General features: G+C 38.5%; 22 protein-coding genes and 2 tRNA genes. 12 read left to right on the forward strand and 12 right to left on the reverse strand.

What is annotated here, in order from left to right:
- Window positions 1-79 precede the first annotated feature (79 nt).
- A complete protein-coding gene (locus KO513_RS06360) occupies window positions 80-382 on the forward strand; it encodes an STAS domain-containing protein (RefSeq protein ID WP_215912730.1) in 303 nt (100 codons plus the stop codon).
- Window positions 383-447: 65 nt separating this feature from the next.
- On the opposite strand, the gene KO513_RS06365 is transcribed toward KO513_RS06360, so the two are convergent.
- From KO513_RS06365 to KO513_RS06375, 3 genes are read right to left on the reverse strand one after another with little or no spacing between them, the layout of a single operon-like run.
- On the reverse strand, window positions 448-1,974 hold the full coding sequence (locus KO513_RS06365) for a cellulase family glycosylhydrolase (protein WP_215912731.1): 1,527 nt from the start codon (window positions 1,972-1,974) through the stop codon (window positions 448-450).
- Entirely contained in the window at window positions 1,971-3,203 is a 1,233-nt protein-coding gene (locus KO513_RS06370) for a hypothetical protein (protein ID WP_215912732.1), read from the reverse strand. Before KO513_RS06370 ends, KO513_RS06365 begins: the two co-directional genes overlap by 4 nt.
- Complete coding sequence (locus KO513_RS06375) at window positions 3,200-6,286, reverse strand: hypothetical protein (protein WP_215912733.1); 3,087 nt, start codon at window positions 6,284-6,286, stop codon at window positions 3,200-3,202. Before KO513_RS06375 ends, KO513_RS06370 begins: the two co-directional genes overlap by 4 nt.
- A gap of 536 nt (window positions 6,287-6,822) precedes the next feature.
- Between KO513_RS06375 and KO513_RS06380 the strand changes: the two genes are divergently transcribed.
- From KO513_RS06380 to KO513_RS06420, 9 genes are all read left to right on the forward strand, one after another.
- Window positions 6,823-8,079: an oligosaccharide flippase family protein gene (locus KO513_RS06380; protein WP_215912734.1), complete on the forward strand. Its 1,257-nt coding sequence runs from the start codon at window positions 6,823-6,825 to the stop codon at window positions 8,077-8,079.
- Between the two features lie 56 nt (window positions 8,080-8,135).
- The gene (locus KO513_RS06385; RefSeq protein ID WP_215912735.1) at window positions 8,136-9,374 is read left to right on the forward strand and encodes a glycosyltransferase; all 1,239 of its coding nucleotides are present in this window, start codon (window positions 8,136-8,138) and stop codon (window positions 9,372-9,374) included.
- Between the two features lie 36 nt (window positions 9,375-9,410).
- The gene (locus tag KO513_RS06390; protein WP_215912736.1) at window positions 9,411-10,550 is read left to right on the forward strand and encodes a response regulator; all 1,140 of its coding nucleotides are present in this window, start codon (window positions 9,411-9,413) and stop codon (window positions 10,548-10,550) included.
- A gap of 159 nt (window positions 10,551-10,709) precedes the next feature.
- A complete protein-coding gene (locus KO513_RS06395) occupies window positions 10,710-11,273 on the forward strand; it encodes a TetR/AcrR family transcriptional regulator (RefSeq protein ID WP_215912737.1) in 564 nt (187 codons plus the stop codon).
- A gap of 61 nt (window positions 11,274-11,334) precedes the next feature.
- Window positions 11,335-11,898, forward strand: coding sequence for a carboxymuconolactone decarboxylase family protein (locus tag KO513_RS06400; RefSeq protein WP_215912738.1), 564 nt, complete (start codon window positions 11,335-11,337; stop codon window positions 11,896-11,898).
- Window positions 11,899-12,052: 154 nt separating this feature from the next.
- Window positions 12,053-12,214 (forward strand): hypothetical protein, encoded by a 162-nt coding sequence (locus tag KO513_RS06405; protein ID WP_215912739.1) that lies wholly within the window; start codon window positions 12,053-12,055, stop codon window positions 12,212-12,214.
- 15 nt (window positions 12,215-12,229) lie between these two features.
- Window positions 12,230-12,361 carry an EthD family reductase gene (locus KO513_RS19815; protein WP_215912765.1) on the forward strand — a complete coding sequence of 44 codons (132 nt, stop codon included), beginning with the start codon at window positions 12,230-12,232 and terminating at the stop codon, window positions 12,359-12,361.
- Window positions 12,362-12,440: 79 nt separating this feature from the next.
- Window positions 12,441-13,085 (forward strand): DsbA family oxidoreductase, encoded by a 645-nt coding sequence (locus KO513_RS06415; protein ID WP_215912740.1) that lies wholly within the window; start codon window positions 12,441-12,443, stop codon window positions 13,083-13,085.
- A 276-nt stretch (window positions 13,086-13,361) separates the two neighbouring features.
- On the forward strand, window positions 13,362-15,323 hold the full coding sequence (locus KO513_RS06420) for a DUF5060 domain-containing protein (protein ID WP_215912741.1): 1,962 nt from the start codon (window positions 13,362-13,364) through the stop codon (window positions 15,321-15,323).
- A 42-nt stretch (window positions 15,324-15,365) separates the two neighbouring features.
- Here the strand turns inward: KO513_RS06420 and KO513_RS06425 are convergent, their stop codons facing one another.
- The 4 genes from KO513_RS06425 to KO513_RS06440 all read right to left on the reverse strand — a co-directional run bounded on the left by KO513_RS06425 (window position 15,366) and on the right by KO513_RS06440 (window position 18,265).
- On the reverse strand, window positions 15,366-16,619 hold the full coding sequence (locus tag KO513_RS06425; RefSeq protein WP_215912742.1) for a mechanosensitive ion channel family protein: 1,254 nt from the start codon (window positions 16,617-16,619) through the stop codon (window positions 15,366-15,368).
- Between the two features lie 142 nt (window positions 16,620-16,761).
- Window positions 16,762-17,610 carry a universal stress protein gene (locus KO513_RS06430; RefSeq protein WP_215912743.1) on the reverse strand — a complete coding sequence of 283 codons (849 nt, stop codon included), beginning with the start codon at window positions 17,608-17,610 and terminating at the stop codon, window positions 16,762-16,764.
- A gap of 408 nt (window positions 17,611-18,018) precedes the next feature.
- Window positions 18,019-18,091: transfer RNA gene (locus KO513_RS06435), tRNA-Lys, on the reverse strand.
- A gap of 98 nt (window positions 18,092-18,189) precedes the next feature.
- Window positions 18,190-18,265: transfer RNA gene (locus tag KO513_RS06440), tRNA-Lys, on the reverse strand.
- A gap of 139 nt (window positions 18,266-18,404) precedes the next feature.
- On the opposite strand from KO513_RS06440, the gene KO513_RS06445 reads away from it, so the two are divergent.
- Complete coding sequence (locus tag KO513_RS06445) at window positions 18,405-18,920, forward strand: shikimate kinase (protein WP_371735436.1); 516 nt, start codon at window positions 18,405-18,407, stop codon at window positions 18,918-18,920.
- On the opposite strand, the gene KO513_RS06450 is transcribed toward KO513_RS06445, so the two are convergent.
- Together KO513_RS06450 and KO513_RS06455 are read right to left on the reverse strand one after the other, a co-directional pair.
- On the reverse strand, window positions 18,912-19,409 hold the full coding sequence (locus tag KO513_RS06450; protein ID WP_215441854.1) for a phosphoribosyltransferase family protein: 498 nt from the start codon (window positions 19,407-19,409) through the stop codon (window positions 18,912-18,914). The two genes, KO513_RS06445 and KO513_RS06450, sit on opposite strands and share 9 nt — an antisense overlap.
- Before the next feature lie 52 nt (window positions 19,410-19,461).
- A complete protein-coding gene (locus tag KO513_RS06455; RefSeq protein ID WP_215912744.1) occupies window positions 19,462-19,863 on the reverse strand; it encodes an RNA-binding S4 domain-containing protein in 402 nt (133 codons plus the stop codon).
- A gap of 77 nt (window positions 19,864-19,940) precedes the next feature.
- On the opposite strand from KO513_RS06455, the gene KO513_RS06460 reads away from it, so the two are divergent.
- Window positions 19,941-20,792, forward strand: a complete 852-nt coding sequence (locus KO513_RS06460) for an FKBP-type peptidyl-prolyl cis-trans isomerase (RefSeq protein WP_215912745.1) — start codon at window positions 19,941-19,943, stop codon at window positions 20,790-20,792.
- Between the two features lie 83 nt (window positions 20,793-20,875).
- On the opposite strand, the gene KO513_RS06465 is transcribed toward KO513_RS06460, so the two are convergent.
- From KO513_RS06465 to KO513_RS06475, 3 genes are all read right to left on the reverse strand, one after another.
- On the reverse strand, window positions 20,876-21,469 hold the full coding sequence (locus KO513_RS06465; protein WP_215441857.1) for a porin family protein: 594 nt from the start codon (window positions 21,467-21,469) through the stop codon (window positions 20,876-20,878).
- A gap of 47 nt (window positions 21,470-21,516) precedes the next feature.
- A complete protein-coding gene (locus KO513_RS06470) occupies window positions 21,517-22,470 on the reverse strand; it encodes a transketolase family protein (protein WP_215912746.1) in 954 nt (317 codons plus the stop codon).
- Between the two features lie 61 nt (window positions 22,471-22,531).
- Window positions 22,532-23,407, reverse strand: a complete 876-nt coding sequence (locus KO513_RS06475) for a transketolase (protein WP_256439066.1) — start codon at window positions 23,405-23,407, stop codon at window positions 22,532-22,534.
- Window positions 23,408-23,630 lie beyond the last annotated feature (223 nt).

Here is a 23,630-nt window from a genome sequence, read left to right on the forward strand (position 1 = left end):
TAATGCTTTTTGATCTCTTAAGACCTATTTTGTTATTTATTGTGCTACGAGCGAAAATTAACCTACAAAACTTTAAGATATGCCATTACAAATTACAGAAGCACGTGGAATATTCTGCGTCCATGGAAACTTGAACAGTACTAATGCAACCATTCTTATTCGTCACATTGGTAGATATTTGGGGTCGGATAAGCAGATAGTGCTCAACTTGGAACGTTTAAAAGGGATGGATGCGAACGGAGCAAACGCATTGAGGCAGTTTTATGATTATGCCATAAATAAGAATAGGCAAATAACAATTTTAGGAAAGACCAATGAAAATGTGCTTTCATCTTTACAAAAGATAAATTCTACTTACATTCTTGGGGCTAATCAAGCCTAGTTTTCTTATATGTAAATTTTGTTTGATTGAAAAAGTCGTGGTTTGACTTCATAAAATCGACTCTTTTACGGTTGGTTGTTTATGAAAATATCGTAAACGGGCTTTTTCTCACCATTATCGTCCAATAGGCCAAAATGACGCTGGCGGACTTTTCGCCACGGTAGCCGGCCAACAACCGAAGTGGGAATATTTCTGAAATCATAGAGTGTCCATATCATATGGGACAGGTTCTCTTTTTCTACCACGTTTTGAATCGTCTCCATATATTCTTTTTGCTTTTTGTCCGATCCAGTATAAGCGTTCCATATTCCGTCGTAGGAAGAATATCCGTATTCTTGCAATAGCAAGGGCTTATCGGCTATTTTATTTTTTAAGGTCGTAAAGGCTTTTTCAAATTCTAGAGCTTCACGGTAATAGTGAAAAGAGACAATATCCAGCTTATCCTTTAAGTTTGTTGCCGCCTCCGGACTAGACCATCCTATAGTTATAGCATGTTTTGGGTCTATTTTGCGAATACGTTCCACAGTCTGCTCCAACCATGCCAATACCTGTTCTTTCCCTCTAGATTCAAAATCCAGATCGGGTTCGTTTTTAACGTCCCAAGCAATTATTGCTTTATGGTCTTTTAAAGCATCTACAACTTGGTCTACATGCCGGTTGGTCATTGTCCAATCATGAATACTGTAATTACCATAGAAATCAAAAAGTGTGGGCATGATGTCCAATCCATTTTTCTCTGCTATATCTAAGGTGAGTTTTACCTTTTCTATTTTTTCTTGGTTTACATATTCTTTGCCAAAGGATTCGTAAGGAATAAAGATTCGTAAGCTGTTTACACCCATTTTGGCCATGAGCTTAAAATCATGCTCGATAATGGAGTCATTGAATTTTTTACCGAACATATCCCATGGAGTATCCTGTGGATAATAATTGATACCCTTAAAATGGAAGTTGTCTAGATTCTGAACCTGAGATTCTACGGCTTTAGGCTCTTCTGGTAAAGAGGTTTCCACCAACTGCCGTATTCTCCAAAAACCGTCTTCCAACAAAAGCATTACTTTGTAATCCGATAGCAGTTTTCGTTTGGTAACCAAGCTTTCGTTTTGGTACACTTCTTCATAGGCTTCAACGTTTTTATCCGTGAAAACCACAAGTTTTCCGTCTGTACTGTAAAATTCCAATTTAGGGTGATGTTCTAGCGTAGTGGTCTTTAAGGTTACCTTTTTTTTAAGGTTGAGGTCTGTGATTTTAAATAGCTCGGTACGCATACTATCGGTATAATAATCGGCTATACCATAAGGCACATTGTTAGCATATGCTGCGTTGCGCACTTGCCAAGCACTCATGTAATCTCTCTCAATTTCTCCTAGTGTCTGTTCTTCCATGGGCCTACCTTCGTTCATCGCAATCTCCCACTTTATTTTTGGTAAATAGCTAGCGGAAATATCCTCATGCAAATGAAGCATAGAGGTACGGTCCGCACCCGTATTCAAATACGTCCACGCGCTACTAATGCCGAAAAGAATTAAACCGTTGAGGGCTAAAAACGTTACCAGCAGAAAAATGCGATATAAAGTTCTGTTTATTTTCATTTTAGTTCTACTGATTTTGTCTTTGTTATTCCGGCAGTTTTTATCTGTAACTCATAATTTCCCGGAGGAAAGAAATCCGGTGACAGCTCAAATTTTCCTTCACCCTGTATTGATGTGGTTCTAAGTACGTCCAATACTTTTGCATCCGAATTTTTGACCGTTAAGGACATTGGCATTCCATCGGGTACCAATTGATTCATGAAACTTTTTAGCGGCCCGATAATCAGGGTTCTGTAATTGTCCAAGAAGCGGATATCGTAGTCGGTCACCGAAGCCTTAAAGGCAATTGTTACGGGTTTGCTCCTTGCTGCACCGGTAACAAAAGCTTCAACGGACCAAGTAGCTTTATGTTCAGGATGCAACAATCGTGCTTCCGCCTTTCCATTCAGGGTCGTACCCTGAGCTTTAAGTTTTGCTCCTTTATCGTCCGTAATGATAAAGGAAACCAAAGTACCTTCACTGGCAACATTACCAAAGGTGTCCCTGATAATATCGGTTCTGAAAGTAATGACTTGGTTACCATCTGCATATTCATGGTTTCGTTCATAGAAAATAGTAAAGTCTACCGGATTTGCAGGATAGATAATGGTTGTAAATTCTTTGGAGTCCGTTTCATTGCATGCTGCGGAAATGAGCATACGACCGGATTGCTCTGGTGACCGTACCTTGGTCCATGCCATGAGGTTTTTAGAACGTAAGACTTTTTCCGATTGAATGTCTTGAAACTGAACTTTACTCAAAATGGCGGTACTATCGTTTAGTGGATTGTCATATAAATCTGTGGCCACCATAACGAACATGGAGTAATCTTCAGGACCTGCCGTAAGGCTCCTTGGACCTAGATAAGATTCTAAAAATGTACCTCTTTTGGTGTTCACCTGAATGTTTAACTTCCCGCTCATTTTCTCTTGGGAATTGGAAATTAATGACCAATAGCAAATACCCGATTTTTCATAGAAATTTTTGGGGACGTCAAATTCTAGGGTATCATCAGTATACGAAGCGTTTAGAAGGGTAGTTCCCACAGCATTTCTAAAGACCAAATGCGGACTAACTTTTTCCGAAGCTTTAAATTTTAGGGAAAAAGGTTCTCCGGCGATAAAATTTTCTTTGTTTGTGAGCAGTTCAAAATGTGCATCTGCATCTTTTTTTACTTCTTCCGGTTCTTTTGAACACCCTAGAAATAGCATAATAACCAAAATACCAATATGTAGAAGGTGCGTTCTCATTTGGGATTCCCTATGTAACTGTTCAACTCAAATTTTAAATAGTCAAAACCATTTCCGGAATAAGGTTGGAGTTGGTCTTCCGCATGCGATGTATCTCTATCGGGAAAAAGCTTTTTACTGATTTCCGAGTTGGGACTTCCGTTTACGAAACAATTCTCTAGGCTGCTGTTTATAAGTTTTATATCCGTTAAACAAGCGGGTTCATACTCAAAATAACGCTTTCTTTGAATTCGTACTCCATCGGTCAAAAACTCGTGTTCCACCCACAAAAGGTCTTTGTTTTCACCATAATAGGAAATCAAAAGCTGAGGGATGGTCACTTCCTGTATTCCGGAATTAAACAGCGTCCCGCTGATTTTATCGCCTTCAAAAACCAATTCCTGTAGGCTTACCTGTTTGTATAAATCTGTATTAGCAACATTACCTGCACATTGTAAATTGAATTTAGTGGGTTGCTCTTCAAACGTCATTGGGGTAAACTGGTCAGGATTGAATGTAGGGGGCAAAGTATCCTTTGTAGAAGACCATGCGATACCTTCAAAATCTATCCTGAACGTAGTAGTTTCTTTGGGCATTAACTTATGTTTGGCTACGTCCTTGGCATTGTAAGTAGCCAATTCTTTGTTCAGATCATTGTATAAAGTTCCTTTTATAACCACATCCGCAGGAACATGGTCTACATTTTGCAACTCGCCTATGATGCTATAGCTCCCTTGGTACTGCACTAGTTTGGCTTTTAGTACCTCAAGAACCGGTTGTTTCAACACATCTTCATGATGCGTTTGCTGGGTGGTTATTTTTCTCCTACCATGATTAAAGAAAGTAGTGTTGTTAGAAGTAAACAATTGGTCCGGAGGCAAATCATTATCTAACGAAGAGGGTTCAATATACCACTTACCCTTCTTTTTTATAAGACTGTGATAATAGTCTTTGTTTATACTTTCCAAAGGGGTAATCCATCGTGTGGCCGCTTTTACTCGTGCACTGGTATCGTTTTCCTGTAAAAATTCAATACCCAATGAATCCAATTTGGCATAAGAGCTAAGAATGCCATCCGTAACGGAAACTTCTAGCATGTACTGCGCAATGGTTTTTCCGCTATCGGGATTCAGAAATGAATGTGCTTTGTTGAACTCTTTAAAATCCAAGGCATCATAATAGGCTTCCACTACATTGGTAGGAGCTATTTGGTCTACATTTTTGATATAGAATAGGTAAATACCGTACCCAAGCACGATTAATAGTATAAAGGCCCAAATGTGATTTATAACCACTAGTTTCTTTGGAAAATTTTTGTGCTCAATGGCATACTTCATAAATTCTCCTTGCGGCAAAGCTTTAGCCTTTAACGCCCTGATCCATATCCATTGAATATTGATCACAAATGCAATCAGCACGGTTAAAATGGGAATGATGCCCCACATCACCTTTAACGCCACGTGAACATCTTCCTTGGGCATAATGGTTGGAAAGGGCGGAACGTTCAGCTTTTCCCAGACCATGATACCGTTCTCCAATTGTTGCAGTCGTTGCCATCCGCAGAAATAGAGAATGGGATCATAGAATTTATCGTTGGAAAAAATGTATTTCAGGTTGTATTTTTCGGGTACGGTCAAAAATTGCTGTAATGAACCAATACCTTCTACGCCCCTAAATTTTGAATTTTCAAGACGTTCAATAGCTCTTGTGGTCAACTCGGGTAAACGCCGTGCAGAATGGTAATTTCCGTCTACGGTCATAGCTCTGGTCTGTGCCGATAACCATGCCATTTGATCTCCGAATCCCAAGGGTAGATAGCGCCAATGGTCATGTGAATCCTGACTCAAGAAATTAACAATAGGCTGCATCTTTATTTTCTGCGGTTGCGATGGTCTAAAATAACCCAAGCTCATAGTGAAAATAACCATGAACAAGATACCACCCATAATGACGCCACCAAGCATACGGTGGTAAACGCGCCCCCAATTTTCTTGAATACGATCTTTTAGGTCTCCTTCAACCATACGGTAGGCAAACTCCCCAAAAAGTGGCAATGCCATTATGGTAGCCCAGAGTGTAAAGCGGTCCAACGTCAAAATATTAAAAGCAGTTTCACCCAACAGTATTAGGGGAAGAGGTGTTGTTCCTCCTGTACCCAAGAGTGTAAGTGCGGAAAAGGATAAACCAAAAAAGATGTATCGCCTGCTGTAATATCTATAGAATAGAAAAGGTAGGATAAACGTTAAAATCCCCCAAGGGATAACAAAAAACACGAGTCCGGATGAAGTAACCTCAAGAAAATTATCACGGGAACCATGTGGTATGGGTACTTGGGTAATCGGGTTTTTCTTTGAATTTATCCAGTAGGGCAGGATACAAGTAACGATAAGTACTAAAGAGGAAAATCCAAAAATAACTATTCTCCAAAAGCACTTTTTAAATTGTTTGAAAAAGACCCAAAAACGAACTTCCTTAAAACTATTTACCTGATCTCTGGCAGAATCCATTACAGCCATCCCCAGAAGCGGGAATATAAAAAAAACCATGCCGAATATTGGGGTAACATGATGAGAAGTTACGGTTACCGCTATTAACGACAGACTGGTGGCTATGTATCTGGATTTTCCGGTTTTTACCCATAGATATATCTCTGGCAAGGAGTGCAGAAGCACCGATAAACCAACGATACTGGGCAATTGGCCAAAAATATGAAGGGTTTCCACAAACGTGGAAGAAAATACCGCTAGAAGCGCTGTGTACCCGGCAATTTTTCTGTCTCCGGTCATGAGAAGCCCAAACCTATAGGCGCCCGTAATAAAAAGGATAATGCCAACCAGTGCTACGCTGAACATTCCAAATTTGAGTCCGCCAATATAAGATAAGATTCCAATGGACTGATGTACGAGTGGAGGATAGGCCTGTACCGTAAAACCTGTATACCAACGATAATCCCAAGGTTCAAACCAACTATTGGCGTAATGGTCCGCAAAAAATAGATGTATCAAAGCGTCATAGGTAGTCTCAAGGGTAAAGAAGATACTAGACCCGTGAAAAGCGATACCTATGACCAGTGCTAAGATTAATAAAACATTGGTGCGTTGCATTCCTGAATAATTATCAGAAAATATAACATTATAATGCTATTAATATTGTATTTCGTCGATGGTATTGCTTGTCTATTGCTTTAAGCCATTCATCTACGGTTAAGTGTAGATGGACTTTTATAGGTCTAAATTACGGTAGATTGACTGAAATTTGTTTTAAAAAAACGGCCTATCTAAAGCCATTAAAGAACTGTTTTAGTTTCCAATTATTGATTTTAAAGGGTTCTATAACAGACGTTAGAAGGCATCCTTGGAATAAATCATTAATACTCTAATGAAATATGAAGGTTCTGCTTTTGCATGTACATTTTATCGATAAAATGCCGATTAGTTCTATGAAATGCTACATTTTATCGATTATAAGTTTAATCCTACAATAATCTTATAAAATTCCGTTTAGGTATCAAGCTTATATTTTGAACAAAATATTGCTGCTACATATTTGAATCCCAGATAGCTATATATTTTAAATACTAAAAATGTTCAAGAAAGCACATAATAAAATAAATACAGCATAAACTAAGACCACACCAACTATGACCGCCATTAAGTTAATGTTTAAGAAAGTTTCTCAGGAACAATTGTTCATGGGAAGCGTGCTTTTGGTCAATGGGGGAAACTACTTGTATAACCTTTTATTAGGTAGGCTATTAGGGCCGGCTGCATTTTCAGAAGCGGCACTTCTTGTCACCTTATTATTGGTACTATCATTTATGGGAATGACCTTTCAACTGGCAACGGCAAAATTCGCGGTTATATTCTCTGGTAAGGAATGGGACATTTTTAAGAATATAACCTATCGTCAAGCTAGTGTAGTTGGTCTCATCATTGGAGTACTCATTCTTATTTTTTCTAAACAATTACAAGCACTTTTCAATACGGAAAGTCATTGGATGTTTATCATATTTGGTCTAGGTATACCTATTTACTTTTTTATGAGTGTAAATAGAGGAGCATACCAGGGCAGACAGGAATTTGGAAAACTGTCGATCACCTACCAGACGGAGATGTGGAGTAGGTTAGTACTTACAATGCTTTTACTTTTTCTTTTGGATATTGAACCAGGAACATTGGTGGCATTAGGTATATTTCTATCTTTTCTGTTTGGACTTTTTCCATCTGACAGTACCTCGGTATCCTTTAGGGAATCTAGAAAACTCGATGATGAAAATGCTAAGCGGGTTTCACAGTTTATTTGGTTGACCGCCTGCTATGAGTTTACACAAATTATAATCAATAATAGCGATGTGCTCTTGGTAAAGCATTATTTTGAACCTATGGAAGCCGGTCTTTACGCTTCACTGGCCTTAATTGGTAGGGTGGTGTATTTTGTAGCATGGATGTTTGTAATGTTGTTACTTCCGGTAGTAGTGCAAAAGCAAAAAAATGGTGAGCCAACAGCGCCGGTTTTATTTAAATATGTATCCTATATAGGCTTACTATCCGCAGGTATTGTAGTAGTATGTTATTTATTTCCCGAACTGATAATAACATTGATGTTCGGTGATTCCTATATTGCTATGTCCAGTTTATTATGGCAATATGCTTTGGCAACATCGCTCTTTGCCATCTCCAATATTTTCGCTTATTATTTTTTATCGTTGGATCATTATGTGCCGGTTATATTATCCGGTGTATTGGGTCTTTCGCAAATTGTGTTAGTGGTATTGTATCATGACACTTTAGAAAGTGTGGTGTATATGCAATTAATAGCCATGAGTATATTATTGGTAGTCCAGTTGATGTATTTTTCGAATAAAGAAATAAGAAAGAAAAGTATATCCGAAAGTTGAAAAAATTAAAATCCAGAAATATAATTAAATAGTCCCAAATCTATCAAACCTATAGTATGAAACTAGCCATTGTAACTGCATATCCGCCCAGTAAGGTAACCTTAACGGAGTACGGATATTATCTTGTAAAGCATTTTAGATTACAAGAAGAAGTAACTGAAATCATTTTAATGACGGATAAGACCAAAGCTCCAAAGGATCTTTCTTTTGAAGGGGAAGGTTGTAAGATAACCGTTTCGGAATGCTGGGAGTTCAATAGCTATTCTAATTTACTTACAGTAAACAAAGCTATTAAAACCCATAAGCCAGATGCCGTACTTTATAATTTACAGTTCCTGAAATTCGGTGATAAAAAAATACCTGCAGCTTTAGGATTAATGCTGCCTTATGCAACCAAATCTAAAGGAATTCCTACCATATCATTACTGCATAATATTTTAGAGCAGGTAGATTTGGATAGTGCCGGGTTTACCAAAAGCAAAATACTACAAAGCATATATGGTTTTATAGGTACGACCTTGACCAAGTTTGTTCTTGCATCGGATATTTTAGCCGTGACCATAAGCAAATACGTAACCATCCTTGAGAAGAAATATAAAGCAAAAAATATAGCATTAATTCCTCACGGCTCTTTTGAAACTCCACCAGAACCGGATTTTAATCTTCCAGCTGGACCAAAACAGGTAATGGCTTTCGGGAAGTTCGGGACCTATAAAAAGGTTGAGGTACTTATTGAGGCAATAGAGGTAATTCGTAATAGGAGCAATGAAGATATAGAAATTGTAATTGCCGGAACGGATAGTCCTAATACACCAGGCTACCTTAAGAAGATGGAAGAAATATACAGCCATGTATCGCAAATACGATTTACAGGCTATGTAGCCGAAGAGGACGTCCCCGTTATTTTTGGAGAAAGTGCGGTAGTGGTCTTCCCGTATACCTCTACCACAGGTAGTTCGGGTGTATTGCATCAAGCAGGAAGCTACGGGAAAGCAGTTGCTCTTCCTGATTTGGGAGACTTGAGCGTACTAGTTAAGGAAGAAGGGTATAGGGGCGAGTTCTTTTTACCCGAGGACAAAAATTCATTAGCGGACGCCATAGAAAAAATACTCACGGATGATGCCTATAGAACGGAGTTGGCCCAAACCAATTATGCGGCTGCATGTTCATTGCCTATGAGTACCATTACCCAAATGTATCTGGATTATTTTAAGGCTATTCAGGTTCAAAAATCCAAAGGGCAGATTATAGACGTTAACGCCATTGGACTAACCCACGAAAAAGTAAAAGCATAAAAAAAAGGTTCCCACTTCTTAATAAAATATACCACCATGAAAATATTAACCATAGACGACCAGCAATTGATTTTGCTTTCAGTTGAAAAGAGACTATTAGAATTAGGTTATGAGGTTAAAACGGCCAGTTCTGGAGAGCAGGGCATAGAAGTATTTGATAGTTTTCAGCCAGATTTAGTTTTGGTAGATATAAATATGCCGGGCATGTCAGGCCTTAGGGTAGTTGAGCATATAAGGATTGAAAAGAAATCCGAAACACCTATTCTGGTCATGTCAGGTAATACCGATGAAAAAATCATTGTAGATGGTTTTGATTTAGGAATTAACGATTACATGAAAAAGCCTGTGAGCCTAGACGAAATGGCGGCACGTATAAAACGAATTATCGGGGCACCTGATATTCAGAAAGAAACGGTAGCGAGTGATAATGCACGTATGCTTCAAAAGAATTGCGTGGGTGTAATAATTCCTTGCTATAATGAAGAAGACCGTTTGTCCGGTCCTGAATTTAAGGAATTTGCACACAAGAATTTGGGCTACCATTTATGCTTTGTAAATGATGGAAGTACAGACAGAACTTTAGAAGTACTGCATGAACTACGCAAAGGACATGAATCCAATATAAGCGTTTATGATTGTGAAAAGAACGGTGGTAAGGCAGAAGCGGTACGACAGGGAATCTTGCACATGATAAAAGATGAGCAGTTAGATTATCTAGGATATTTAGATGCTGATCTTTCAACTGATTTTAGGGATTTTGATGATTTAGTAAAAACCATTGAAAACTCGGATTTTAAAATTGTAAGTGGTTCCAGAATCAGTAGAATGGGGGCGAACATCACCAAGGAGTCGGCTCGTAAAATTATAAGCATGACCATCAATATGATCATACAGACTATTCTTGGTATGCCATTTAAGGACACCCAATGTGGAGCCAAAATAATGGACCGTGAGATAGCTTCTACCATGTTCAACAAAAAATTTATTACCAAATGGCTCTTTGATGTGGAGATTTTTATGCGCATGAGAAAACACTATGGTAAAGAAGAAGCAAAACGCGTTATTTGTGAGCAACCATTAAAACGATGGATTCATGCAGACGGTTCCAAACTTTCTATGAAGGATTCAGTTAAAATTGTTGGCCAACTCGCCAAGATTGCTGTATCGTACAGATAATTCAATATATTCCTTAATTAGTTGACAGTTCAAAATTTTAATTCATGGGGCTATGAATTAAAGGTTTGAGCTGTTTTTTTATGCCCCAAAGCTAAAGTATTCTTAATTTTTTGTTCGTTTCAAAGCAAGTGCTTAGTTTTGTATCGTAGTTTAGAAATAATGGCTAGAAAAAAACAATATAACGAAGATGAAGTAATTGAAAAGGCCACTGCTCTTTTTTGGAGAAATGGTTATGAGGCTACTACGGTTCGTATGCTTGAAAAGGAAATGGGGATCAACCAATTTTCTATTTATTCTAGCTTTGGGAATAAGCAAGGGGTTTTTGTTGAAAGCATTAATGCCTACCGGAAACGTGTACGCGTCATAACGGATAAACTTTCTAAGTCTAATAATGGTAAGGAAGGTATTAAGCAATATTTTTATGATTTCTTGGAGTTTGCAAAGGAAGATGGGAAGAATAAGGGATGTTTGGTAACCAATACCGTAAATGAAATTAACGCAGATGCAGACCCAGTAATTATGGAACAGTTAATAGAATTTGCCAATAGCATCAAGCAACTATTTGTAGATAATCTTTTGCAAGAGGAAGGAAAAACTCAAGAAGAAGCTATTAGGCAGTCAAATTATTTAATGAATACTTTGTTGGGTTTGTCAGTTTCATCAAAAGTTTTCGACCAAAACCAAATCAATGATACGATTGAAATAACGTTTTTAAACATTTAAAAATTTTTTAACCCTAAACTAAGCGTTTGCTTAGAAATATAAATAAATTAAAATTAGAACTATGAGTACATTAACGATTCACACTTTAGAAACCGCACCGGAAGATAGCAAGCCATTATTGGAAAAATCAATAAAGGCGTATGGTAACATACCTAATCTACATGGCGTATTGGCCTCGGCACCTGGTCTTTTGGAAGCATACCAATCTATACACGAGCTTTTTGTAAACTCTTCATTTGATAATGATGAACTTACGGTAGTATGGCAAACCATTAACGTGGAGCACGAATGTCATTATTGTGTACCGGCACATACCGCAATCGCAAAAATGATGAAGGTAGATGATGCTATTACGGAAGCATTAAGAAACGGAACTCAATTGCCATCCGAAAAGTTACAGGTACTTCATGAGACTACCCTTAAAATTGTTCGCAATAGAGGGTATATTGACCCTAAAGATGTTAAAGCATTTTATGCAGCGGGTTATGAGGAAAGACAATTGTTGGAAATCATTTTGGGACTTTCTCAAAAAGTAATCAGTAACTATGTGAACCACATTGCAGAAACTCCGGTTGACGCTGCGTTCGAGAAATTTGCTTGGAAAAAGGAAAACGAAGTTGCCTAATGTTGTAAGCTAATGAAGCTTGATGGCAACATATAAACCTTCCGTTTTATGCGGGAGGTTTATTTTTTCATTTATAAATAAGGATTGAACACACAATGCTTATCAATTTTTTCGCATAGGTGGTCTATTCATCAACTTTTTAAAAAAAAGTATTATGATAAAGTTAACCGTAATGTACCCGAACAGTGAAGATTTAGAGTTCGATAAAGAATATTACACAACAAAACACAGTCAATTATTGGAAGACTTAATGGGGGATGCCATTAAGGGGTCGGATATTAATTTTGGACTTACCGGAGCAACCCCTGCGGATTAAGCCCCATACGCGGTTATTGCGAATTTACTTTTTGACTCGTTAGAATCCTTCCAAGAATCGTTCGGTTCCAATGCAGAAAAGATTTTAAGCGATTTACCTAATTTTACAAATGCTAAACCTCAAGTTCAAATTAGTAAGGTTGTATAGGCAAAATCGTCTTAGATAGAGAGTTTGCCAAACGAGTTCGGCAAATTGTTTATTGGTTAAAAATGATATGATATAAATTATGGCAGAAAAGATAAAGATAGATTTGGTTTCGGATGTGGTTTGTCCTTGGTGTGTAATTGGTTACAAGCGTTTAGAACGTGCTATTTCCGAGTTGGGTGTTGAGGATAAAATCGAATTGGAGTGGCAGCCTTTTGAACTAAACCCGAATATGCCTGCAGAAGGACAAAATGTTCAAGAACATATTGCCGAAAAATATGGTTCATCTCTTGAGGAACAAAAATTGTCTCAGGAACGTATGACGGAATTTGGTGAAGATTTAGGTTTTACATTCGATTATTTTGATGAAATGAGAATGGCCAATACCCGAGATGCACATGTTCTGTTGGAATACGCTCATGAAAAAGGAAAGCAGACCGAACTTAAGATGCGTTTGGTTGCCGCATTTTTTAGCGAAAGAAAGAATGTGTCCGATAGAGAAGTTCTAGCTCAAGAATTGAAAGCCGTTGGCTTAAATGTGGAAGAAGCAATGTCCCGTTTAGATGATGATACCGCCCGTTACGAGGTAGCTTCCAAGGAACAGTATTGGCAAGGGCTTGGCGTATCTTCCGTGCCCACTTTTGTTTTTGATAAAAAGAGCGCACTTACAGGTGCACAACCCGTAGAAACGTTTAAGAAGGTACTTGAAGACCTTATAGAAAAGTAGACCGGAACGGGGTACGCAAAATTGTGAGTTACTCATAAACGAATGCCTGTTTGGCCTGAAAGCCATAAACTAATTTTAGTTTATGGCTTTTTTTAGTGAGCTGTTTAAAGAAATAGGGTTGGAGAAATGAATTTCTTATTCTATTTTCGGACTTGCGGTAAAATATGCTGTACTGTCTTTAGGCGGATCAATGGGCAATAAAATGCCTTTTTAATATAAGATTCCCTAGAGTGTTCAGTTCAAAAGCCAATCTGCTTAATTAATTAACCTATGTCAATGAAAATACATTCATTCTCCAGAACACATTTTTTAGTATCAAAGTGCATCACTATGTTGGCACTGCCCGTATTTTTTATAGTATCAAGCTGTAATGTGTCCAAAACCGGTACGGACAATTCAAGAAGCGAATCAGAACCGGTAGCCACAGAAGTATCAACTGTAGACTCTAATACCGCCCAAACCATCAACACTAAAATATCTAGTGGAATTTACCGGCAATGGCACACGGTAGAAATAGATTTTGAAGGTCCTGAAACTTCTGAGGATGCAGAAGACAATCCGTTTTTAAATTATCGTCTAGAGGTGGTTTTTACAAATGCACAGACCAGCTATAAAATTAGAGGGTTTTATGCGGCAGATGGGAATGCTTCGGAGACTAGCTCAAAAAAAGGAAATATTTGGAGGGTACGTTTTTCACCGGATTTGCTGGGAGATTGGAGTTATTCCGCAAAATTGTACCACAAAGACAGCATCGCCATTCAGGAAAACGTGTCAGAAGCAAAAGAGGTGTCTATTTCAAATGCCAAAGGCATTTTTAAAGTAATTGAATCCGATAAAGAAGGTGCGGATTTCAGGGCAAATGGTAGGCTTGTGGTCTCCAAGGGCTACTACAAATTTAAAAATACGGACACCTATTGGTTAAAAGTAGGGGCCAACAGTCCAGAAAATCTGCTAGGCTACGTAGATTTTGATGGTACGTATAGGATAGCTTCTTCTAACGATGAAGGAGAGGCGAGCACTACAGATGAAATACATTCCTATCCATCTCACATAACTGACTGGAAAGCGGGAGACCCAACGTGGAAGGATGGTAAAGGAAAAGCTTTGATCGGGGCTTTAAATTACCTTGCAGATACAGGAATGAATACCGTTTATTTCTTGACCATGAATATTCTTGGTGATGGAAAAGACGTATGGCCATATACAAAACCGGAGGAGCTTAGCCGTTTTGATGTGAGCAAACTGGAGCAATGGGAAATTGTTTTTCGTCATATGCAATCAAAGGGGTTGATGCTTCACGTTGTATTACAAGAAACAGAGAATGAAACGCTATTGGATAATGGAGAAACCGGGCCAATGCGAAAGCTTTATTTAAGCGAGTTGATAGCCCGTTTTGGCCACCATTTGGGCCTTACTTGGAACTTGGGAGAAGAAAATGGACCTGCGGAATGGTCGCCTTTGGGCCAGAACGATGCGCAAAGAAAAGCTATGGCCAAATTTATTAAGGAGACAGACCCTTACAATCATCCGCTGTTGTTACATACGCATGCTCATGCCCCTTTGAGAAGCGAAATTCTAGACTCTATTGTGGGCTATAGATATGTAGATGGGCTCTCATTACAGCAAGACGAAAGAAAGCATGCTGCTAATGTTGTTGAAGAATGGAGGACGAAATCTAAGGAAACGGGTCATGAATGGATGATTACCATGGATGAGATTGGGAAATGGTTTCAGGGTGCTGTTTTGGATAGTGAAGATCCAACCCATGAAACTTTACGAAAATACGTGCTTTGGGGAAGTTTACTTTCTGGTGGAGCCGGAGTGGAGTGGTACTTTGGAGCCAAGCATCCGCACAATGATCTTACTTCAGAAGATTGGCGCCAACGGGATAGACTTTGGAAAATATCAAATCACGCACGTTCGTTCTTTCAAGAAAACCTGCCGTATTGGAACATGCAGCCACAGCACGATTTGGTCAATATAGATGAGGCGTATTGTTTGAGGGAAAAAGGTAAGGTCTATGCGGCATTCCTTCCCAAAGTAAAAGAGGCCACAATCAACCTTTCAGAGGAATCAGGAGAGTTTGAGGTTTTTTGGTTTGACCCTTTAAATGGAGGAGAACTTCAAAAAGGCTCTATCCCGATCGTTGCCGGAGGTGCTGTTAGAACTCTCGGAAATCCGCCGGCTACATCCGGATTAGTACATGAAGACTGGGTGGCTCTTTTAAAAAAGATGTAACCGTCGTCCGGTCAGTCTGGTTTTAATTTTAGTAATTGAGGCTTAATTAGCTGTTGGCACATTCAAGGAAGTGGGAAGCTCAAAAACCTCTAAATTAAAATAGGGCAATGCGGCCAAGAGGTGGTCAAAAATATCGGCCATGATATACTCGTAATTTTCCCAGCGCTTATCCGCACTAAAAGCATATATTTCCAAAGGAATACCTTGTGCTGTTGGTGCTAGTTGGCGTACCATTAAGGTCATACCCTTATTTACGGCAGAATGTTTTTGAAGATAATCATTTACGTATTTTCGGAATACACCAATATTGGTCAGGTTCCTGCCGTTAATAGCTAGATTTTTATCTATTTTATTGGTGGTATTGTATGAGTTGATTTGCTGATTCTGATTGATAAGATAAGGCTGTATAAGCTGAATTTTTTCAAGTGATTCCATATCCTCATCGGTTAGAAAACGTATGCTTTTTTGACTGATGATCAAAGCTCTTTTAATGCGTCTTCCACCTGAAACTTCCATACCTCTCCAGTTTTTAAAAGAATCGGAAATTAGGGAATAGGTAGGAATGGTGGTAATGGTCTTATCAAAATTCTGGACTTTTACGGTGGCCAAGGTAATTTCTATAACGTCGCCGTCTGCACCAAATTTTTCAAAGGTAATCCAGTCACCAATACGCACCATATCGTTTATACTAACCTGTATGCTGGCAACCAGACCTAAAATGGAATCTTTGAATATGAGAAGAATAACGGCCGAGCCTGCACCAAGTGCCGTGAAAAACTTCCAGATGAGAACATCTGTGATTATGGCAAATATGGTTAGGATACCAATGAACCATGCAAAAATCATAAAAACTTGAATGTAACTGTCCATTGGTTTATCTCTAAACCTAGGCTTGGTCTTTAAGTAATCATTGGTACTTGTAAAGAGACTTTTAACTATTAAGATCGTTAGGACAACAAATAAAATCTGCAGCAATTTAAGCGCCAGTTGGCCTGCATAGTCAAAATGAAAAAATGCAAAAGGAATAAACTCGAACAGAATTAGCAGAGGGATTATGTGGGCTACGTAGCGAGGTACTTTGTTGACTACAAGAAAGTTGTCAAAGTTGGTTTTTGACTTTCGGGCAAACCTTAAAGAGATGTAGCGTAAAACGCGCCAAATAATTAGGTCTAAGAACCAGGCTAGGATAAGTGCGACCACCAGTACTATTCCTAAATTTAGGTATGATGCTAGGCTGTCGCTCATTCCTGTTTTTAATAGGTAATCGTATAGTAATCTGTGTAAACCTTCTTCCATGGAGTTTATGCTCTTTATTGCCGGTGCAAAATTACATCAAAGAAAGAATAAAGGACGGATAAAAGGGGCAATAATTAACGGGTTTAGAAAGGTGATAGACAGATGTAAATCTGCTCTTATAAGGTAGTTTAACAGACGTGTTCTACTTATCATTTAATGCGAGTACGGGTATATTTTCAAAATAGCCTAATTTGCCCAATGTATGTTTTCCAAAACCTAGCCTCTCCCAAAACGTTCGTTTTTTATTAACGTAACTTACCATGTTACTTTTTCTAATTTTAACGAAACAGTTTAATGCAATATCCATTTTTGCATTATGTACTATGTTGAAGCCAAGATCTATATCTTCAAAATATTTGATAAGCATTATTTTATTCTCTTTTTGCTTAGGATTTAAAGTAGCATCGCTTTCTAAACTGAGTACTTGAATACTGGATTTGTTCAATTTTGCTATTTCAGCCAATTGCTTAACATCAAAAAAATTGAAATCGGTTTTAAAGTCCGTAGCAAGAACGATTTCTTTTGGATGATTAAAGATTGCATTTCTAGGCACTACTAAAACAGGACATTTTCTAACGCTTTCTATTACAGAGAGTGTGGTCTTTCCGTATTTTCCAGTTCGCTTGTTTGTCATGCCTTTGGCCCCCATGATGACCATGTTTATATGCAGAGATTTAATAATATTATCTATGGCATCTAATAGCAGTGTGGAACGAGAAAGAACATGAAAGGCATGTTTGGGGTTTTTATCCTCAAAAGTCAAGTGAGTTAAAATATCTCCTAAACCTTGTTTTGAACGTTTTTCGGATAGCTTATTAAAAGCATCGTCCGGGTCTAGACGGTTGAGGCTATCAAGGCCATATCTATCTTGGGAATAGATGTTGAGAATATAAAAATCGCATTTTTCATGCGCATATAGTTTTATGGCATATTCAATTGCGTTCAAAGAATTTTTTGAAAAATCTGTTGGTAATAGAAGCTTTTTCCCCATGATCATAATTTTTTAATTGTTTTCCTCAATCCAAGATGAGTAGGTCTTGGATTTCACAAACTTCTGTTTACGGTATTTAGATGTACTAAGACCTTATGGTTTTCATAGATTAGTATGAAGTATGGGGAACAAGTACATTCTTTTCTATGATACCTAAAGAATTATAAGCAAAGAGCGTGCCTTTGTATGTTATTTTTGATTTAAACAATTGATTGTAAGTGAATTATATTATTTTCTTAACGAATGATTATATAACCGAGTGAGGAAAATTTACCCGGTTGATTCATTATAGGCCAATGGATAGTTGGACCTTTCTAAAGGGGTAAGATTAAAATTTATGGGTTTAACTGTAAAAACCTCGTAAATCCATGATTTACGAGGTTTTTACTTTAGGTTTTTCCCAAATTGTGACCTGGCTGGGGCTCGAACCCAGGACCCTCTCCTTAAAAGGGAGATGCTCTACCAACTGAGCTACCAGGTCATAATGTCAAAAATTAATGTGTGTATTTTTCTAAAAAAAACGGCTCACATAATTAAATAAAAAAGCCTCTTTATTTGTTCAAGAGGCTGTTATTTAATTGGTGACCTGGCTGGGGCTCGAACCCAGGACCCTCTCCTTAAAAGGGAGATGCTCTACCAACTGAGCTACCAGGTCAATAACAAATAAGGATTGATTCCCTCAATGCGGGTGCAAATATAAGTCGATTACTTTATTTTCCAAGCCCTTTTTGAGATAAATTTATTTTTTTTTGAAAACCCCTAGAAATAAGCCACTTTTACATTAAAATAAAATTGTGAAAATAGTATTGTTGGGTTATATGGGTAGTGGCAAGAGCACAATTGGCAAGTTGCTATCCCAAGAAAGAGGTTTAGAATTTATAGATCTAGATAACTACATTGAGGAAGCAGAGCAAATATCCGTACCCGATATTTTCAAAACTAAAGGCGAACTTTATTTTAGAAAAAGGGAATACGCATACCTAAACGAAGTACTTGCCCAAAAGGACAATTTTGTTTTATCCTTAGGAGGTGGTACCCCGTGTTATGGTAATAATATGCAAGCAGTTCTGGATGCTACAAAAAATGCTATTTATCTAAAGGTATCTATAGCAGAACTTGTTAATCGTCTTTTAAAGGAAAAGGACCAACGTCCGTTAATAATGAATATACCGGAAGATGAATTACCGGAGTTTATTGGTAAGCACCTTTTTGAAAGAAGTTATTTCTATAACCAAACAGATAAGGTCATTAGTTCGGACGGAAAAAACCCAGACGAAATTGTGGCCGAAATGGGAGCCTTATTAGTCTAGGTAGACCATATCATTTTTAGCCTGAAACAGTACATGTACATGCTCTTGCAGTGAGGTAGATAAGGAAATACCTTTATAATCTGCTTTCACAGGATATTTTTTATGGTTTCTATTTACTAGAACAGCGGTCTTAAGTTGTTTTACCGGTGTTTTTAGAAAATGATGAACACCGTAAATAAGGGTAGTACCGGAGTTAAGCACATCATCTACCAACACAATGGATTTATCTGTGTATTCCGATTCTGGAATAGAAGTCTGTACGCCACTTTGTAATGGATTTTCTTTGTCCATCATAACCTTGCAAAGTGTTATTTCGGCATCGGTTACTTTTTTGAGTACCCGTTGCAATTTTTTGGCAAAATTGAGTCCTCCACCATCTATACCTGCAATAATAATTTCTTTTTCCTCAACATTGGCCTCGTATATCTGATAAGCTATACGCTCTATTTTATGCTGTATTTGCTGGTGGGTAAGTATTTTGTTCTCCATAAACGGGTATTTTCAATTCAAAGATAGCCAACGCTATGCAAATTCGCTCTTTTTATTCTGTGCTTTTAAAATCTTCAGGAGCTTGGTTCGGGTCTTCCAAATACTCCTCAATATCACGACGGTCTTTTTTAGTAGGTCTTCCGGTTCCTTTCTTGCGATAATGTTCTTTGGCCTGTTTAAGAAGTTCGTTATGTTCAAAAGCTTCTTTAGGAGTCGTATCCGTACGGTAAATATCAACCAATTTGGCGCCCACTCTGCTTTTAGGAATGTCCAGAACCGTTAGTTGTAGGTTAATTTGTTCCTTCCTCACTATAATTTTATCCATTGGGTACACTTCTCGAGAAGGTTTCGCCACTTGGTCATTAATTCTTACCTGACCTTTTTTACAGGCCGTAGAGGCAATGTTTCGGGTCTTAAAATAACGGGTACTCCACAAGTACTTATCAATTCGCATAACTATTAAAAATCTTTGTTAAGGCTCTCTACAAAAATAAGGGAAAATTGTATCTTGCCGCCTGTAAAAATGAATTGATGAATTTGAATCGAATAGTTGCCTTATCGGCGTTAGTGGTTGTACTGTACTCTTGTAATAATGATGATGGAGGTGTAACGATTGAACCACCAAGACCGTTAAGTGAAGTTTTAAGTGAAGATGAAGCGGAGATTCAAGAATATCTTAAAACGCATTATTACAATTACGCAGAGTTTGAAAACCCCGCTGAGGATTTTGATTTTAAAATTGAAATAAAGGAAATAGGTGAGGGTGATTCTGATAAAACACCTCTTTTGGACCAAGTGGTTCCTGTTGAAGTAAACGTACCTTCTACACATTTCTTGATTTCTGGGGAAGAAACGAATACAAAACACACGTTGTACTATTTGGAAGCTCGGGAGGGTGTTGGTGATGCTTTAAGCGTGGCCGATTCTGCTTTTGTACGCTACAGTGGAAATCTTATTGATGGTACTGTCTTTGACGATAATAATGAAAATGATCCAGTATGGTTTGATTTGGCAAGTTTACAAGCGCCCGCAACATCCACTGTTTCAGGTACTCCTGCTAGGGGTTTTTCTGAGGGAGCGGCACTTCTAAAAGGAGGAGCACCTGCGGAGATTAATGAAGATGGTACGTATTCTGTAAACGGATATGGTGTTGGAATGATAATTTTTCCATCTGGTTTGGGTTATTTCAATATAGCAAGAGGTAGTATACCTGCCTACAGCCCATTAATTTTTAAGATGGATATGTTTGCGGTAAATCAGTCAGACCATGATGGTGATGGTATTCCGTCTATTGAAGAGGACACGAACAAAGACGGTTACTTGTTCAACGATGATGCCGATGGAGATGGTATTCCTGATTATCTAGATGCCGATACAAACTAAGAAGTAGAATTATTTACTACCTATAAATAAAAAGAAATCCCGAAACATATGTTTCGGGATTTCTTTTTATAATAACAGTTTCATTATAACGTCAAAGATAAACTAACGATCAACTGGTCTGGGCGCGCATCTACACGACTAGGGCCTAAGTTGGTAATGTTCGTATTGATAAAGGTAGCCTCGTTGCTGTTAAAACCTCTTTCGTACCTAATATCAATTCCCAGCTTTCCTAAATCTACACCGGCGCCTATATTGGCTCCTACGCTAAAATCATTTTCAATATCATCTATTGAGATACCATCAAACTCGGTATCAAGAATATACTGAAACGAAGGACCTGCAAATACGTGCAGCGGACCTATAATTTTTACACCTACCAGTAAGGGCATGTCTAACTTACTTATGTCAAACTTATCACCGCTATAATCAGACTTGGTTTTGGTGTACATTAACTCAGGTCTAAAATAGATGCGATTAACGCCTATTTTAGTGAAAAGACCTAAGTGGTAACCCATGTTTCGGTCTGGATCTCTGGCCGCATCACCAATAGATTCAAAATAATCTCCGTTGGCGCTATAGTTAAGACCGGCCTTAACGCCAATTTCAACTAAATCTTTTTGTGAAAATGCAGCAATGCTTATCAAAGCAAAAACTGCCGTAAGGAGTGTTTTTCTCATATGTTCTCGTTTTTAATACCACAACAGTATCAAAAACGATACCATTGTTATTTCCTTTTCAATACCTTTAAAACGGCCTTTTCAATAGCTTTATTGTTTAAACCGTACTTCTCCATAAGCTGTTCAGGAGTACCACTTTCACCAAAAGTATCTTGGGTTGCAACAAACTCTTGAGGCGTAGGATTATGAATACTAAGGGTTCTAGCAACACTCTCTCCAAGTCCGCCTAAGAAATTGTGCTCTTCAGCAGATACAACACAACCTGTTTTTTTAACGGATTTTAACAGAGCTTCCTCATCAAAAGGCTTAATCGTATGGAAATTGATAACCTCTGCAGAAATACCTTGCTCTTCCAATTTCTCAGCAGCGATCAGCGCTTCCCAAACTAAATGTCCTGTAGCAACGATGGTAACATCTGTACCTTCGCTAAGCATAAGTGCTTTTCCAATTTCGAACTTTTGGTCAACCGGAGTAAAGTTGGCCACTTTAGGTCTACCAAAACGTAGGTAAACAGGTCCTTCATGCTCGGCAATGGCCAAGGTAGCTGCTTTTGTCTGGTTGTAATCACATGGGTTGATAACGGTCATGCCCGGAAGCATTTTCATCATACCGATATCCTCTAAAATCTGGTGGGTGGCACCATCTTCACCAAGGGTTACACCAGCATGCGAAGCACATATTTTTACGTTCTTTCCAGAGTAGGCGATAGACTGACGGATCTGGTCGTAAACCCTACCTGTGGCAAAGTTGGCGAATGTACTGGCAAAAGGAATCTTTCCACCAATGGTAAGTCCGGCAGCGATACCCATCATGTTGGCTTCGGCTATACCTATTTGAAAGAATCTCTCGGGATTCTCGTCAATAAAAGGTTGTATTTTTAAAGAACCTACTAAATCGGCACAAAGGGCTACTACATTAGGGTTGGTTCTTCCCAACTCGGTCATGGCGTCTCCGTAGCCACTTCTAGTATCGTTTTTTCCTTGATCTATATATTTTGTCATTTTATTCAGTTTTTGTCGTTTCCGAGGCGGAAAGCTAAAATTTTAAGATAGTTTCGGAATTTTAATAATCACCTAAGGTTTCAGGGTTCTGGCTTAAAGCGTTCGCTAATTGCTCATCGCTAGGTGCTTTACCGTGCCATGCGTGGGTGTGCATCATAAAATCTACACCGTTGCCCATCATGGTATCTAGAATGATACATACGGGTTTTCCTTTTCCTGTTCTGCTCTTGGCCTCGTTCAATCCGTTGATTATGGCTTCAAGGTTGTTGCCTTCGGCTACTTCAAGAACATCCCATCCGAAAACTTCGAATTTCTCTTTTAGGTTTCCTAAAGGAAGTACCTCTTCGGTAGGGCCGTCGATCTGTTGTCCGTTCCTATCTATGGTAGAGATCAAGTTGTCTACTTTATTTCCTGCAGCGTACATAATGGCTTCCCAGTTTTGGCCTTCCTGTAATTCGCCATCACCGTGAAGACTATAGACCAAATGGTCGTCTCCGTTCAATTTCTTGGCCAATGCCGCACCGATCGCTACAGACATTCCTTGACCTAAAGATCCCGATGCTACACGGACCCCTGGTAGGCCTTCGTGGGTAGTCGGGTGTCCTTGAAGACGGGAGTTCAATAAACGGAAGGTGTTCAATTCTTCCACGGGAAAGTACCCCTTTCTTGCCAAAACACTGTAAAATACAGGTGATATGTGACCGTTTGAAAGAAAGAAAAGGTCTTCGTCCTTACCGTCCATATCAAAACCTTCTTTAAGGTCCATTACTTCATTGTAAAGCGCGACCAAAAATTCGGTACAGCCCAAAGAGCCCCCTGGATGACCTGAATTTACCTTGTGTACCATGCGTAGAATATCCCTTCGGGTCTGTACTACGATATCTTGTAGTTCGTCTAATTTTGCCATTTGTAAATGTTCGTTTTTAGTAGTTTTCAAATGTAATCGCAATCTTTTGGGAATACAAATCGCACCTTGTTTATTTTTGCCCTCAAATCAAAAAAAGAGTGATAAAAGCAACAGTTGGCAAGGTTTTGGCCTAGAGCCGTTTATTTGGACGGAATTTATTGAAAGAGAGAGGCAAGGGCAGTGAAAAAGCCAGATTTGGTAGTTGGAAACCCGGGTATAGGACAAACTTTATTTTTTCCTTAGGCCTTTTATG

It is taken from the genome of Zobellia sp. B3R18 (assembly GCF_018860715.1).
In the GTDB taxonomy this organism is placed as follows: Bacteria; Bacteroidota; Bacteroidia; order Flavobacteriales; family Flavobacteriaceae; genus Zobellia; species Zobellia russellii.